This is a genomic window from Chromobacterium sp. ASV23 (genome assembly GCF_016428945.1).
In the GTDB taxonomy this organism is placed as follows: domain Bacteria; phylum Pseudomonadota; class Gammaproteobacteria; order Burkholderiales; family Chromobacteriaceae; genus Chromobacterium; species Chromobacterium sinusclupearum.
Window position 1 is genome coordinate 18262 of record NZ_JAELTR010000027.1, and the last position, 15058, is coordinate 33319.

Here is a 15058-nt window from a genome sequence, read left to right on the forward strand (position 1 = left end):
ACCCAGCGGAAAATACCAATGAAAAAGTCCAGATCAGTATTTGCACGGATCATTCGATTCATATTTAAGATCAGACTGCCATTCATATGTATTATTTTCAAATCATCCACGCTGAAATCATGCTGCGACAGCATGCGCCAAAACCGGCCCATCCCCTGCAGTAAAAAAGCGGCGCGGCCCCTAGCCGCGCCGCCGCCATTAAAATTTGATCCCTGCGCTCACCATCGCCAGGCTGCGATCTGACTGTGTGTTGTATTGGCCGCCGGCCGTGGCCAGATACAGCAGCTCAAACTGATAGCGTTTGCGGTACTCCGCCTGGACCCGCCACAACATGCTGTGCCGCCCTTCGATGAACTGGCCGTCATGCGAATAGCCCTTCACGTCATACGCCAGCAGCAGCGACGGCATCAGCTCCCAGCCTGGCAGCACGCCACCATAGCGCTCCTCCAGTTTGCCGCGCACGCCCCACGCCATAGGCGTGACAAAGCCATCCAGCGCGCAGCTCGGGCCGGTCCCGCCACAGGACGGTGTGGCGGCGCTGGGCGCCTGGCCAAAACCCACGCGGCCATAGCGCATCACATAGGGATCAGGCAAGCCCGCCAGGTATTTCACGCCCACTTCGCCGGACAGCGTCGCATCGCCGCCCAGCAGCCGCCCTAGCGGCTGCGTCGCTCCCAAATTGAACTGGCTGCTATGGAAGGTATCGTAGCCGCGCGCCACATAGCCGGTCTGCGTGTGCGCCAAGTAGCCAAGCGGGCCGCTGCCGCTTAGCACGCCATACAGGAAATCGGCTCCGTTCCAGGCCACCGGTTGATTGGGACGATAGCTGAGCTCGCTGTAGATGCCGGTGCCGCTGGGCAGGCGGGTCTTGAAATTGATGGCGAACATATGGATGTCGTCCGGGAAGCTGCGGCGATACACCCCCGCAATGCCGGTCGGTTGGGCCAGGCCCAGATTGGCCGCAGCCGGCAACAGCACGCCGGGGCCGGTGCGTATCATCTGGGTGACGCTCTCCGGGCTGGTCTGATTGGAATAAAACAATCCCAGCTGGCCGATATTGTCCAGCAGATAGCTCAAGCTCAGGCCGTACTCGCCGCCATAAGGCTTGTCGTCGGCGACGCGCGCAATGTAATCCAGAGAATTGGCGGCCGATTGCTGATCGCTGGTGACGATGTTCCGCCTCCGCAACAAGCTCAGCAGGCTGCCGTTCAGCGTCAGCTTGTCGCAGCCAAGCTGGGCATAGTCATTGCCGGAGTAGAACGTGCCGCAGGCAGGGTAAGCATTCGGCTTGAACTGGAACTGGTAATAGCCGTCCACAGCCAGTTTGGGCGTCACATCCAACTTGGCGTACAACGATGGCGCCGGGATGCTGACCATTTCTGGAATGGTGCCAGCGCGGCCCAGCGCGTTGAAATCCATCGCATTGACGCGCTGGATGCCCCCCAGAATGGTGGTGGGCGTCACCCAAGGGATGACCTGCTGCCCCAGCCTAAGCGACAGCGACGACTGCCCCATCTGCGCGCGTCCATAAACGTAGGCGTCATCCAGCGCCACGCCGCCGAAACGGTCCAGCTGGGTAAAACCACCGTCATTCAACTGCGCGCCTGGCTGATAGCCGTTGGGCGAATGGCCATGCGGCACGCCGTTGTGACTCAGGCCATAGTCGTACCAGGCCTTGGCGCTGACAAACACGCCCACGTCGCGATAGCTCAGATCGCCCTGCAGATAGCCCTGCCAGGCTTCGGAAATCACATCGCCCTTGCGGTAGTTCAAATCGCCGTCGTTCAGCGTGTCCATCGCATTGGCGTGACCGGTGAAGGTCGGATCAGGATTATCCATTCGATAGACGCTGCCGATCGACATCGCCCCCTTCACGACCAACTTCGCCCCGCCCAGATCAAAGCGGCTCCCCTCGCCCAGGCCGGAAGGCAGCGTGCTGACCGTGATGTCCCCCGCCCGGCTGGCGCCCGCCCACAGCAGCAGGCTCAGACAGATGATGGTTCTCCTCATATCGCTCTCCTTTGTTTGTTGTCGTCACCGCGCCGACAACGGCGCGGTGCATGCTGCTATCCGCGCAGGAATGCCTCGGCCAATCTGGCCCAGTAACTGGCGCCTACGCTGAGAATCTCGTCGTTGAAGTCGTAACCAGGGTTGTGGATCATGCAGCCGCCCTTGCTGCCTATGCCGTTGCCCAGCACCACGTAGCAGCCGGGCACCTGCTCCAGCATCCAGGAGAAGTCGTCCCCGCCCATCGCGCCGGCCGGCAACGGCACGATTCCCTGCGGGCCGACCATCGCTTCGGCCACCTCGCGCGCGATGCGGGTTTCCGCCGGGGAGTTGATCAGCACCCGCGTCACCGGCTGCCAGACAATCTCGGCCGTCACGCCGAAGCTCTGCGCCTGCAGCGTCACGAGCTCGCGCAGGCGCTGCTCGATCTGCTGCTGCACGGAGGGGCTGAAAGTGCGCACCGTCAACTCCAGCCGCGCGCTGTCCGGAATCACATTGCAGGCGGAACCGGCCAGTGCCGCGCCTATCGTCACCACCGCCGGCTGATCCGGCGCCAGATTGCGCGACACAATGGTCTGCAGCGACAGGATGACGGAGGCCATCGCCACGACGGGATCGACGCAGGTGTGCGGCATGCCGCCATGGCCGCCTTTGCCGGTCAGCGTGATGGTCACCGAATCGGCGGAGGCCGCCAGCACCCCCGGCTGCACGACAAAACTGCCGGCCGGCAGCGTGGGGCCGTTATGCAGCGCGAACACTGCGTCGCAAGGGAAACGATCGAACAAGCCTTCCGCCATCATGCGCGCCGCGCCGCCCTGCCCCTCCTCGGCCGGCTGGAAAATCAAATTCAGCGTGCCGTCGAAGTTGCGGGACTGCGCCAGATAACGCGCCGCCGCCAGCAGGATGGCGGTGTGGCCGTCGTGGCCGCAGGCATGCATCTTGCCGGGCAATCTGCTGGCGTAAGGCAGACCCGTCTCTTCGTGGATGGGCAAGGCATCCATGTCGGCGCGGATGCCCAGGCGACGGGATCCGCTGCCGCATTGCAACTGGCCGACGACGCCGGTGCCGCCCAGGCCGGTGGTCACGCTATAGCCCCAGCTGCGCAGCGACTCGGCCACCAGCCGGCTGGTGGCTTCCTCCTCGAAACCCAGCTCCGGATGGGCGTGAATGGTATGGCGGATGGCGATGAACTCTGGCTCGCCGTCACGGATGGCGGCGATGATTCCTTGCGGCTGGGACATAAGAGGCTCCGTTTCCAAAAGGGGGAAGAAACAGGCGAAGCGGGCTGGATAGCGCAAACCTGCCGCCTTGAGCACCAGTCTAGAGATGGATTATCGCAATCCTGATCGGCGAAAACCGCCATTAAACAAGCCGTTTTCGCCAGCTAGCTTCATGGCATGAAAGTGATGGAAACCTTAAGTTTTCAGCGATGACTAAGGAAATGACAGAAATTTGACATGGACTTTACCGGCAGATTTCGCCAAATTTAAAGCTGAAATCGCCATGGCAGACCATTATGAACGCATGCATAGACCTGCTTTATCTGCCGAATTGCCTCAGCGGCACACTGTTTTCGGTGATCGATGTGCTGCATGCCGCCAACAAACTGTGGCACCTGCACCACCCGCGGCAACAGAAACCGCTGTTTGGCTGGCGCCTGCTGGATGCCTCCGGCGCCGAGATGGCGCTGCCGCCATGGCTGACGCACCAGCCCGGTCCGGTACCGGCAAATTGCAAAACGGCCTTGCTGGTGCCCGGGCTGGACATGCACAGCGTCCCTCATCTGAAACAGCAGCTGGATCAGTCGGCTGATGCCCTGGCGCTGATCGCCCGTCGTCACGCCGCCGGCGACATCATCGCCACCAACTACAACGGCGCCGCCATGCTGGCGCGCGCCGGCGTGCTGAACGGCCGCGACGCCACCATCACCTGGCTGATAGCAGGCTGGTTCTCCAACAGCCACCCCAAGGTGAAGCTGCTGATGGACCGCCCGGTGACGGTGGACGGCAATATCATCTGCAGCGGCGCGCCAGCTTCCATCATCGAATTGGCTGTGGAGCTGGTGCGCCACTTCGCCGGCGAGACCTTGGCGCAAAGCTGCGCCAACGGCCTGCTATATCAAGCCGCCCGCTTCGAGCAATCCGGCCAGGCGCTGTCGCTGCTGAATACTTCCACCCGCGACAGCGCGGTTTTCAAGGCCCGCCGCTGGCTGGAACAACATGTGTCGGAACCCTACGATCTGGAAAAGGTGGCCGCCGCCGCCGCGGTCAGCAGCCGCACCCTGCTGCGCCACTTCCGCGAAGTGGCGGACATGACGCCGCTGGACTACCTGCACCAGTTGCGCGTGGAACGCGCCAAGCTATTGCTGGAAGTCACGACGGTAGACCTGCCCGGCATCGTCGAACAATGCGGCTATGAGGATGCCAGCGCCTTTCGCCGCCTGTTTCGCCGGCTGACCGGCCTTACTCCCACCGCCTACCGCCGCGCCTACGCCTTGCGTGCCGCCCGGCGCTGGTGGCGGGCAGAGGACGAGATGCCCTCTACGCCGTCCCCGCTCCGGACAGACCGCTAAGGCGTTACATGCATGTACGGCGTGGTGTTCAGCTTGGCGGAAATCGCGCAGCCGCCGGCCAAGGGCGCGGAGGAGAGGCCTATGGTGGTTTCGCTGCCGTTATCGCCTATCGTTCCCGCGATCTGGCTTGGCCCGCATTGCCCGCCCAGAATAGGCGCCTGGACGTCCACCATCACGCCGACGATGGCCAGCTGATTCTGCGCCGTCACTCGCCCCACCCACGGCGTGGCGGCGGTGGCGCTGGCCTTGATCATCCGGCATACCGGAATGCCCTTGAACGCGGCGCTGGTGATCCGGATATTGCCAGCACCATCCACCGTGCCGCTGAACACGGCGTTGCAATCGACATCCACCCCGCCCTTGCTGACCGTGGCCGGCCCCACTGCGGAAAACGGAATGGCCGCGCCGCCGGCGCCTGGCGGCGTAATGGTCACGGCGCCTGCGGATGCGACACAGCCCAATGCCAGCGCCAATGCCGCGCCGGCCTGAATCTTGCTGATCTTGCTCATCTCGGAATTCCCATCTTATGTTTGTCAGAAGCGAAATCGCGGCCGCCCGGCCCCGACTTCGAAACATAAAATGTCATGATGAAGGCATGAGATGATTGACCTGGATCAGCCTGCGGCCCAGCCATTCAAAGCGCCTGGCTTTAAGGCCAGCCTTATCAGGGCCTTGACATGCGGAACCAGCGACAACATGATAAAGACATGAAAACCTCTCTCCGCCATCGCCACCACCATCACGGCCAGCTCAAGCGCGCCGGGTGGGTGCATGTCGATTGGGAGGAGACGCATTAGCTGACTCATCCCATCCGTCAGCCACCACCAGACAGGCGCCGCAAGGCGTCTTTTTTATTTCCCGCGACTATCGCGCATGCAAAGGAAAACATCATGACCATGATCAGAGGCACCCGCATCGTCTGCGGCCGACAGGCCGCCACCCTTCGCCAACTGGAAAACCGTTTCCGGAGCTGGCTTCATTGACGCAGGCGCGGAAGAAGCCATCCTGCCCGCCTTGTGGGGACAGGACACCTTCATCGCTAAAGCCGGCGGCAGCGAAATACTCGAACAAATGTGGGCCTTCCCGGATCGCAAAGGCAGGCCTTGCTGCCTGATACCGGAGGCCACCGCGCTGTTTCAGGAAAGAAGCAAGGAATTTCTGGACGGCCGGCGCGAAGCCAAATTCTTCTATGTCGCGCGTTGTTACCGTTATGAGCGGCCGCAAGGCGGCCGCTATCGGGAATTCACCCAACTGGGCTTCGAGTATCTGAGTGCCGACCCGGCTGCAGCCAGCCGCATGAGCCGGCAGCTCTGCCAGGGCTTCCTGGACAGCCTGGGGCTGCGTTATCAGCTCGACAGCGCGGCGCGGCGCGGACTCAGCTACTACCTGAATGGCGAGGGATTCGAAATGCGCGTGCCTGAGCTGGGCGCGCAAAAACAAGTGGTGGGCGGCGGCGCCTACCGCGAGGGAGCGGGCTTCGGCGTTGGCCTGGACAGGCTGGCGCTCGCGCTTGAGGCGCAAGGCATCCCGCTTTGATGTGCAACGGCCGGGTTGCTGCCCGGCCGCGTCATCAAACGATCAGCCGCCGGTGCCGCCGACGGTCAGCCCGCCGTCTATGCGCAGCGTCGGCTGGCCCACGCCGACCGGCACGCTTTGGCCCTCCTTGCCGCACACGCCGACGCCCTGATCCAGCGCCAGGTCGTTGCCTATCATAGAGACGTAATTCAGCACTTCCGGGCCGCTGCCAATCAAGGTGGCGCCCTTGACCGGGTAGCTGAGCTTGCCGTTCTCGATGCGCCACGCTTCGGACGCGGAGAACACGAACTTGCCGCTGGTGATGTCCACCTGGCCGCCGCCGAAATTCACCGCGTACAGGCCATCCTTGACCGAGGCGATGATTTCCTGCGGATCGCGCTGGCCGGCCAGCATATAGGTATTGGTCATGCGCGGCATCGGAATGCTGGCATACGATTCGCGGCGGCCATTGCCGGTGGGCGCCACCTGCATCAAGCGCGAATTCATCGCGTCCTGCATATAGCCCTTGAGGATGCCGTCCTCGATCAACACCGTGCGCTGCGTGGCATTGCCCTCGTCGTCGATGGCCAGCGCGCCGCGGCGCCCGCCCATCACGCCGTCGTCCACCACGGTGACGCCTTGGGCGGCCACCCGTTGGCCCACCATGCCGGAGAAGGCCGAAGTACCCTTGCGATTGAAATCGCCTTCCAGACCGTGGCCGATCGCCTCGTGCAGCAGCACGCCGGGCCAGCCGGGCCCCAGCACCACCGTCATTTGGCCTGCCGGCGCCGGCCGGGCGTCAAGATTCACCAGCGCCTGCTTCACCGCCTCGCGCACATAACGCTCCACCACGGCGTCGTCGAAATAGGCCAGATCGAAACGGCCGCCGCCACCGGACGAGCCCTGCTCGCGCCGGCCGTTCTGCTCGGCGATCACCATGACGGACAGCCTGACCAGCGGACGCACGTCGGCGGCGCGCACGCCGTCATGGCGCGCGACGTACACCACGTCGTACTCCATGGCGAGGCCGGCCATCACCTGGATCACTCGCGGGTCGATGGCCTTGGCCAGCTTCTCCACCTTTTCCAGCAACGCCACCTTGGCCGCGGCCTCCAGGCTGTGGCACGGATCGATGGACGGATACAGGGACTGCGGCTTGCGCTTCTCTACCGCGCCGGCGCTGCCATCGCCGCCGGCACTGCCGATGGCGCGCACCGCTTCTGCGGCGCGGGTCAGCGCGTCCTGATGGATCGCGTCGGAATAGGCGAAGGCCGTCTTGTCGCCGGCGACGGCGCGCACGCCGACGCCTTGGTCGATGCTGAAGCTGCCGGACTTGACGATGCCCTCTTCCAGATGCCACCCCTCGTTGCGGGTGTACTGAAAGTAGAGGTCGGCATAGTCGATGGCGTGATGGCGCATATGCGACAGCGTGCGCTCCAGCGCGGCCTCATCCAGGCCGTAGGGCTTGAGCAGCAGATCGTTTGCGATGGTGAAGGCGTCTTGCATGGTGTTCTTTCAGCGTATGACCCGGTGCGCCAACGCAGGCAAGCCGCTGCGCACCGAGTGGATCAATTCGGGATCGAGCTCCGCGGTGACCACGCCTTCGCCGCGTGGCAACTCGGCGAGGATGCGCCCCCAGGGGTCGATGATCATGGTGTGGCCATGGGTATGCCGGCCGTTTTCATGCGTGCCGCCCTGGGCCGAAGCCATCAGGTAGCATTGATTCTCTATCGCCCGCGCTCTGAGCAAAGCCTCCCAATGGGCTTGCCCGGTCGTGGCGGTGAAGGCCGCTGGCAGGATCAGCAGATCGAACGGCGCCAGCAGGCGGAATAGCTCTGGGAAACGCAGGTCGTAACAGATGCCGAGGGCGATGTCGGCCAGCGGCGTCTCGGCCTTGATCGGGGTCTGGCCGGGACGGATGGTGTTGGATTCGCAATAGCTCTCGCCCTGGCCGGTAAAGCCGAACAGGTGGATTTTGTCGTAACGCGCCGCCACTTCTCCCTGAGGGCTGAACAGCAGGCTGCTGTTGTATACCTTGTCCGCCTCTTCGCAGCGCAGCGGCACCGTGCCGCCCAGCAGCCACAGGCCATGGCGGCGCGCCATGGCGGACAGCGCCCGCTGAATCGGGCCATCGCCAAAGGCCTCGCGCAGCGCCACTTTATCGGTATCCTTGGCGCCCATCAGGCAAAAATATTCCGGCAGCACCGCCAGTTGCGCGCCGCGCGCGGCCGCCTCGGCCAGCAGCTGGTCAGCCTTGGCCAGATTGGCCTCTACATTGAGGCCGGACACCATTTGCACCGCCGCGGCGATGAATTTCTGCATCATGGTTGGTTTCCTCTGAACTTGACCGGCTCGCCGACATTCACCCGCTTCACCTGCGGGTCCTTCAGCGATCCTGTCACAGAATATTCCAGCGTGAGTATCTTGCCCACCGGATCCTGCAAAACCTTTTGCGCCGCCAGGGTGGCGATGCCCACCACCGGGTTCAGCAAGGCGGCGCCGGCCGCCAGGGCCACGCTTTCGGCGACGTGCGGCACCACCTTGACTTGCAGGGTCTGCGTCTCGCGGCCCAGGTCCACGCTGCCGGCGATGCCGACCTCGGCCGCAGGGCTTCGCATCTCCACCTTGTCGGAGCGGAACACGCCATCGCGCACGCTGGCCTTGCCTTGCAGCGCATCGAAGGCGAAACCGTCGCTGAAGACATCAGTAAAGTCCAGCCGAATCCGCCGCGGCAGCGATTGCAGGCTCAGCACCCCGAGCAAACGCGCCACGCCGGGATCCACCTTGGCAAAGCGTCCGTTCTTGAAATCCAGCGCCATCTGGCCGGACAGATGTGCGGCGTCCAAATCGCTCAAGCCGCCCGGCCAGCTCAACTGCCCCGACAAACTGCCCTGGCCATTGCGGAACACATCGACTTGGCCAAAGCGCTCCAACAATTTGCCGGCATTCGATACGTCCAGCTGGAAACGCGTCTCCACCCGGCCTACGCCCTGCTCATCCACCCGCGCGCTGCCGGATAGCGTGCCTTCCGGCGCGCTCAGGCGCAAGGGGTCCATCAACCAGACGCTGCCGTTGCGCCGCGCCGTCATGTCCAGTTGGCCGATCTTGCGGTTCTGCAAGGATAGTTCGCCGATATGCACCTTCATCGCCGGCAACTGCTGCTGCGCGCTGGCGGCGCTTGCCGTTCCCTCGGCGCGCAAAGGCCAGCTCAAGGCCAGGCGCTCCAGATTGGCCTGCAGCAGGCCGGCGCCGTCCCCCAACTGATAGCTGGCGGCGCCATCCGCCTCGCGCGAGCGCAAACCCACGTTCCACAGGCCGTTCTGTCCATTGTTCGAAACCTGGGCATCGGCTTGGTGCAGCACGAAGCCGGCGAAGCTCAATTCCTGTGTATTCAGTTGCAGCTGCAAGGGCATGCCGAGCGGTTTGTCGCCGCCATGCGCGTCCAGCCGCGACAAACCGCTCCACCATTCGTCCAGCGCCACCTTGGGCAACTGCGCCCGCACAGCCAGTCCGGAAGACGGCCACTCGCCCGGCCGGCGGCCCAAACCCAGCGCGCCGGTCTGCAAATCGCCATCATCATTCAGCCGCAGTTTGCCGGCGAGCGCGCCGCCCAGGTCGAATTCCAGCCGCATCCCGCCGCCAAAACGGGCCGGCGCCGGCTGCAACTGCAGTTGCAGCGGCATGGCGCTATTCGCCGTTTTGCCCAACGGCGCGGGCGCGTCCAGCGCCACGCCTTGCAAGGTACTGTCCAGCTGCAGGCTCTCCAGCCCATCGTGCACGACGAAGCGTCCATCAACCTGCATACGGCCGGACACCAGCGGCGCCGCCAGCGGCAGATATTGCTGCATCAGCGCCTTGCCGTCCGCCTCGCCGCTCAGCGCGAAGCGCATGCGCTTGTCGGCTCCGGTATGCGCCGTCAGCTTCAGCGGTCCGCCAAAGGCATGCAGGGTCAGGCCTTTGCTGTCCACGCCGCGCTCGGTGAAGGTCAGCACGCCTTGCGCCGCCTCCAGCGCCGGCAGCGGCAATCGCTTGAACTGCAATGCGTTATGCTTGAACTCGAGGTCGCCGCGCACTCGGGTGGATTCATCTCCATCCAACGGCACGGCCAGTTGCAGCTTCAGGCCGACCGGCCCTTCCGCCTTGATCTGGCCGGTAAAGCCTCCCAGCCAGCCATCGACCGGACTCTTGGTGGTGAAAGCCAGCATGCGGTCGAGCCGGTCTTCCGCCCGGCCATTGATCTTCAGCCACGGCACGTCGGCGCCGAGTTGCTCGATGGCCACCGTCACGCTCTGCAGCGGCACGCCCACCGTGGACGCGCGCTTGCCTTCCACCAGCATCGATTCGTTGTGGAAGCGCAGCTTGGCGTCGATATCGTCTATCGTCGGCCAGCCGGTTTCATACAGCAGCTTGGCTTTTTCGACATCGGCCTCCACCAAAAACTCGCCTCCATTGCCGCCGGCAAACGGAAATTTTTCCAGATCGCCCTTCAGCTTCAACGTCAGGTTTTTCGCCGTCCCATCCAGCAGCGCCTTGCTCAGCCAGCTTGTGGTGCGCTCGCCCACCTGATGCGGCAAATAGGAGGGAATGCGCGTCGCCTTGACCGCGTCTATCGTCCCGCTCAGGTCGATCAGGCCGGCGCTGTTGCCGGGATAATGGTAGCTACCGCTCACTTGGCCGTTCAGGTCGTCATTGGCGAAGACTACTTTGCGCAACGCGATATCCAGCCCTGCGCCCTTCTGCGTCCACTCAACGTCTGCCACCAGCTTGTCAAACGGCAGGCTGTGCCCGAACAATTCCGGATACACCACTTCGGACTGGCCGGTATCCAATTGCAGGCGGCCGCCATGCTCGTCGAACGCCACCTTGCCGCTGACGCCGGACACGCCCGGCACGTCGGCAAATGGCTGCCAAGCCAGCTTTTCAAAACGGGACTTCAGCTTGAAACTGTGCGGCGCCTCCACCGGGCCTTGCCAGCCCACGGTCAGGTCATGCAGCGCGCCGCGCGGCGCGAAGCGGGCGAACAAGGGATTGCGGTCCAGCCCGAGGGCATGGATGAAGGGGTTCAGATTGCCGACATCGACATTATCCAGCGTCAATTCGCCGCCGCCTTGCGCGCCGGGACGCCACTCGCCCTTGATGGAAGACTTGTCGAAGGCCAGCCCTGTGGCGCTGGCCAAGGTTAAATCACTGGCCGCGATGCGGTAGCTGCCGCCCGACTGCCGATCCAGCTGCAGCTTGCCCTGCAATTGCGGCAACACCAGCTCGCGCGCGCTGGGCGGCGTGTAGGCCGCGTCTCGCACGCTGACATCGGCCTGCAGGCTGCTGATGGAGCCATCGGAAAACGCCATTTCCAAGGTGCCGTCGCCCTCGCCGCTGCGCAGCACGCCCAGATCGCGCATATAACGCGACCAGACGCTGGCGCGCGCGCCGTTCAGGGCCACGCGCAGCGTGCCGGACCAATCCTGCCAGTGGTCGATGTCGTCGCCGCGCCAGCCGGCACTCAGCTCGAAGCCCTTGCCCAGCGTGGCGGCCGGCAAACCGGACAATTGCAGCTTGTGCCCCAGCAGCGTGCGCTCCAGCAACAGCCGGCCCTGCTGCAGATCCAGCCGCGGCAGGCCCAGGCGCTCATCCACCCAGCTCAGGCGGGCATTGCGGATTTCCAGCGAAGGCTGGCGCAGCAACCAGTTGCCCAGAGCGTTGTCGTGCGACGGCCCGCTGCTCAGATCGAAGCCGTTCAGATAGATGACGCCGTTAGGATCACGGCGCAACTCCACCGACGGCCCATCGGCCAACACCGACAGCCGCGGCTCCCCCGCCAGCAAAGAGGTCCAGGATGGTTGCACCGTCACGGCGCTCAAGGTCAGCGCCTGGCCGGAAACCGGATTGGCGATGGACACGCCATTCAATTCAAACCGCGGCGCCACGCCGTCCCATTGGCCGGACAGCCTGGCGATGCCGACCTTATGCCCGAGCGAAGCGGACAGGCTGCTCTCCAGCTGCGGACGGTATTGATCCAGACGCGGCAGCAGCCAGAAGGTAAAGATGGCAAAAGCCGCGCACAGCAAACTGCCGGCGACAGCCAGCGCCGCCGCGAACAGCAAAAGGCCGCGCTTCAACAGGCGCAGCACATGAATATGAGACAACGGCGACAAGGGCTTTTTCAACGATGGCAAACCGTTACAATGGCATGAGTGAGAGATACGGCGCGAAACCGGCTGCAGCCCGCCCCTGGCGCCGCCGTCACCCGGCCACGCGCCAAGCCGTCGGAGCTATTATGCCAGCAAACACGAGTGATGCCATTGCCCGCAGTTGCGAGTTTTCCCAGTATTTACACCGTCTGCTGAGCGCCCGCCCCGAGCAAGCCCAGCGCCTGCGGCAGAAATGGCAGCAGCCCTTCACCCTGGACGAAATGCAGACTTTCGTCGACTGGCCGGCGCTGACCGCGCCGGAGCAGCAGGGGCCGGCGTTGCGCCAGCTGCGCCAGGCGGTCATGGCGCGGCTGATCTGCCGCGACCTGAACGGCCTGGCCTCGCTGGATGAAGTCATGAGCACCATCAGCCAGCTGGCGGAATTCGCCGTGCGCCAGGCGCTGGCCTGCGCCGCGGCCGCGCTGACGCAATATGGCCAGCCGATAGGCGAAGACAGCGGAGAGCCGCAGCAACTCATCGTCATCGGCATGGGCAAGCTGGGCGGCGGCGAACTGAACGTCAGCTCGGACATCGACCTGATCTTCATCTACCCGGAAGGCGGCGAAACCGACGGCGCGCGCCGCATCAGCAACCATGAGTACTTCACCCAGCTGGGCAAGCGGCTGATCGCGCTGCTCAACGACATCACGCCGGACGGCCAGGTTTTCCGCGTCGACATGCGCCTGCGTCCCTACGGCGACTCCGGCCCGCTGGTGATGAGTTTCGCTGCGCTGGAGAACTATCTGCTCAGCCAGGGCCGCGAGTGGGAGCGCTACGCCTGGATCAAGGCCAAGGCGCTGACGGGCGACGCCGAGGCGTTGAACCAGCTGGTGCGGCCCTTCGTCTACCGCAAATATCTGGACTACAACGCCTACGGCGCGATGCGCGAACTGCACGCGCAGATTCGCCGCGAAGTGGCGCGGCGCGATATGGCGGACAACATCAAGCTCGGACCCGGCGGCATCCGCGAAGCCGAATTCATCGCCCAGGTGTTCCAGCTGATCCGCGGCGGCCGCGACCGCACCCTGCAGCTGCGCGGCACCCGCGCCACGCTGGACCGGCTGGCCGCGTTGCGGCTGCTGGAGCCGGACGCCGTGGAGGAGCTGCAGGCTGCTTACGCCTTCCTGCGCAATCTGGAGCATCGCCTGCAGTATCTGGACGACCAGCAGACGCAGACCCTGCCCACCGCGCCCGACACCCGGCAGAAGATCGCCGCCAGCATGGGCTTTGCCGATTGGCCAGCCTTTGAGGAGGCGCTGGCTGCGGTCCGCGCCAAGGTCAGCCGCCACTTTGAGCAGGTGTTCATCCTCCCCAGCGAGGACAGCCCGGACCATCCGCTGTCCGAGCTATGGCTGGACGTGTCGGAGCAGGCGCCGGAACAGAAGCTGGCCGAACTCGGCTATGCCGATCCCCAAGCGGTCTCCCGCCAGCTCAAGGGCCTGGCGCAGAGCCAGCGCTATCTGCAAATGCCGCTGTCGGGGCGCAAGAAGCTGGACGCGCTGATGCCGGCGCTGATCGAGGTGGCCTCGCGCTTCCCCAACGCCGACGACACGCTGGCGCGCATCATCGGCTTGATGGAAGCCATCAGCCGCCGCGCTTCCTACCTGGCGCTGCTGACCGAATACCCACAGACGCTGCAAAGGCTGGCCTCGCTGTATTCCGCCAGCGCCTGGGTATCGGCCTACCTCAGCCGCCACCCCATCTTGCTGGACGAGTTGCTCGACGTGCGCGTGCTGTACGCCGCGCCGGACTGGCCGCAATTGGCCGCCCAGCTGGAAACGCAGCTGGACCAGGCCGAGGGCGACGTCGAAGCCAAAATGGACGCGCTGCGCCACTTCCAGCATGCCCAGACCTTCCGCCTGGTGGCGCAGGACCTGGCCGGCATGTGGACCTTGGAAGCGCTGTCCGACGAGCTGTCGCGGCTGGCCGACCTGGTGCTGGACGCGGCGGTGCGCCACGCCTGGCGCGACATTCCGGCCCGCCACATCGACACGCCGCGCTTCGCGGTGATCGGCTACGGCAAGCTGGGCGGTAAGGAACTCGGCTACGCCTCGGACCTCGACATCATTTTCCTGTACGACGACCCGCACCCCGATGCGCCTGACCTGTACTCCCGCCTGGCGCGCAAGCTCTCCACCTGGCTGACCAGCGCCACCGCAGCCGGCGTGCTGTACGACATCGACCTGCGGCTGCGCCCCAACGGCGCCAGCGGCTTGCTGGTCAGCTCTATCGCCGCCTTCCGCCAGTACCAGGAAAACCAGGCCTGGGTATGGGAACATCAGGCGCTGACGCGCGCCCGCTTCGTCGCCGGCGATACGGACATCGGCGCGCAGTTCGAGGCCGAGCGCCACGCCATCCTGACGTTGCGGCGCGAGCCGGCCAAGCTGCGCGATGAAGTCCTGGCCATGCGCCAGCGCATGCTGGAGAGCCATCCCGCGCGCGACGACGACGTCAAGAACGCCCGCGGCGGCATCATAGACATCGAGTTCATCGTGCAGTACTTGATCCTGGCCCACGCCCACCATCTGCCTGCCTTCACCGGCAATACCGGCAATATCGCCCTGCTGGCCGTGGCGGCGCAGGCCGGACTGATAGACCCGGCGCAGGCGGAACAAGCGCGCGACGCCTACCGCCTGTTCCGCCGCCTGCAGCACGCGGCCCGCCTCAACGACAGGCAGAATGTGGACGTGGACGCCGCCTTGCTTGCCGCCTACCACTGCGGCAAGCAGCTTTGGCAACAGGTTTTCGAGCAAGCGCTCGATTTTTCCTGACAGTC

9 protein-coding genes are annotated in these 15058 nt (G+C 64.5%); 3 read left to right on the forward strand and 6 right to left on the reverse strand.

All coding sequences use genetic code 11. The features are described from left to right. Positions 1–198: 198 nt before the first annotated feature. Both JHD59_RS12435 and JHD59_RS12440 read right to left on the reverse strand, forming a co-directional pair. Complete coding sequence (locus JHD59_RS12435; RefSeq protein WP_199154474.1) at positions 199–2010, reverse strand: DUF1302 domain-containing protein; 1812 nt, start codon at positions 2008–2010, stop codon at positions 199–201. 56 nt (positions 2011–2066) lie between these two features. Continuing rightward, a complete protein-coding gene (locus JHD59_RS12440; RefSeq protein WP_199154475.1) occupies positions 2067–3248 on the reverse strand; it encodes a M20 aminoacylase family protein in 1182 nt (393 codons plus the stop codon). Between the two features lie 275 nt (positions 3249–3523). Between JHD59_RS12440 and JHD59_RS12445 the strand changes: the two genes are divergently transcribed. After that, positions 3524–4579: a GlxA family transcriptional regulator gene (locus tag JHD59_RS12445; RefSeq protein ID WP_199154476.1), complete on the forward strand. Its 1056-nt coding sequence runs from the start codon at positions 3524–3526 to the stop codon at positions 4577–4579. On the opposite strand, the gene JHD59_RS12450 is transcribed toward JHD59_RS12445, so the two are convergent. Next, positions 4576–5088, reverse strand: a complete 513-nt coding sequence (locus tag JHD59_RS12450) for a hypothetical protein (RefSeq protein ID WP_199154477.1) — start codon at positions 5086–5088, stop codon at positions 4576–4578. The two genes, JHD59_RS12445 and JHD59_RS12450, sit on opposite strands and share 4 nt — an antisense overlap. Before the next feature lie 496 nt (positions 5089–5584). On the opposite strand from JHD59_RS12450, the gene JHD59_RS12455 reads away from it, so the two are divergent. Beyond that, the gene (locus JHD59_RS12455) at positions 5585–6115 is read left to right on the forward strand and encodes an ATP phosphoribosyltransferase regulatory subunit (RefSeq protein WP_255521394.1); all 531 of its coding nucleotides are present in this window, start codon (positions 5585–5587) and stop codon (positions 6113–6115) included. A 42-nt stretch (positions 6116–6157) separates the two neighbouring features. Here the strand turns inward: JHD59_RS12455 and tldD are convergent, their stop codons facing one another. The 3 genes from tldD to JHD59_RS12470 are packed head-to-tail and all read right to left on the reverse strand — an operon-like array spanning position 6158 to position 12246. Continuing rightward, a complete protein-coding gene (gene tldD, locus JHD59_RS12460; protein ID WP_199154479.1) occupies positions 6158–7600 on the reverse strand; it encodes a metalloprotease TldD in 1443 nt (480 codons plus the stop codon). Between the two features lie 9 nt (positions 7601–7609). After that, positions 7610–8419: a carbon-nitrogen hydrolase family protein gene (locus JHD59_RS12465; protein WP_199154480.1), complete on the reverse strand. Its 810-nt coding sequence runs from the start codon at positions 8417–8419 to the stop codon at positions 7610–7612. Further along, positions 8416–12246, reverse strand: coding sequence for a YhdP family protein (locus JHD59_RS12470; RefSeq protein WP_199154481.1), 3831 nt, complete (start codon positions 12244–12246; stop codon positions 8416–8418). The genes JHD59_RS12465 and JHD59_RS12470 overlap by 4 nt, the downstream gene beginning before the upstream one ends. Before the next feature lie 122 nt (positions 12247–12368). On the opposite strand from JHD59_RS12470, the gene glnE reads away from it, so the two are divergent. Further along, positions 12369–15053, forward strand: a complete 2685-nt coding sequence (gene glnE, locus JHD59_RS12475; RefSeq protein WP_199154482.1) for a bifunctional [glutamate--ammonia ligase]-adenylyl-L-tyrosine phosphorylase/[glutamate--ammonia-ligase] adenylyltransferase — start codon at positions 12369–12371, stop codon at positions 15051–15053. Positions 15054–15058: the final 5 nt, after the last annotated feature.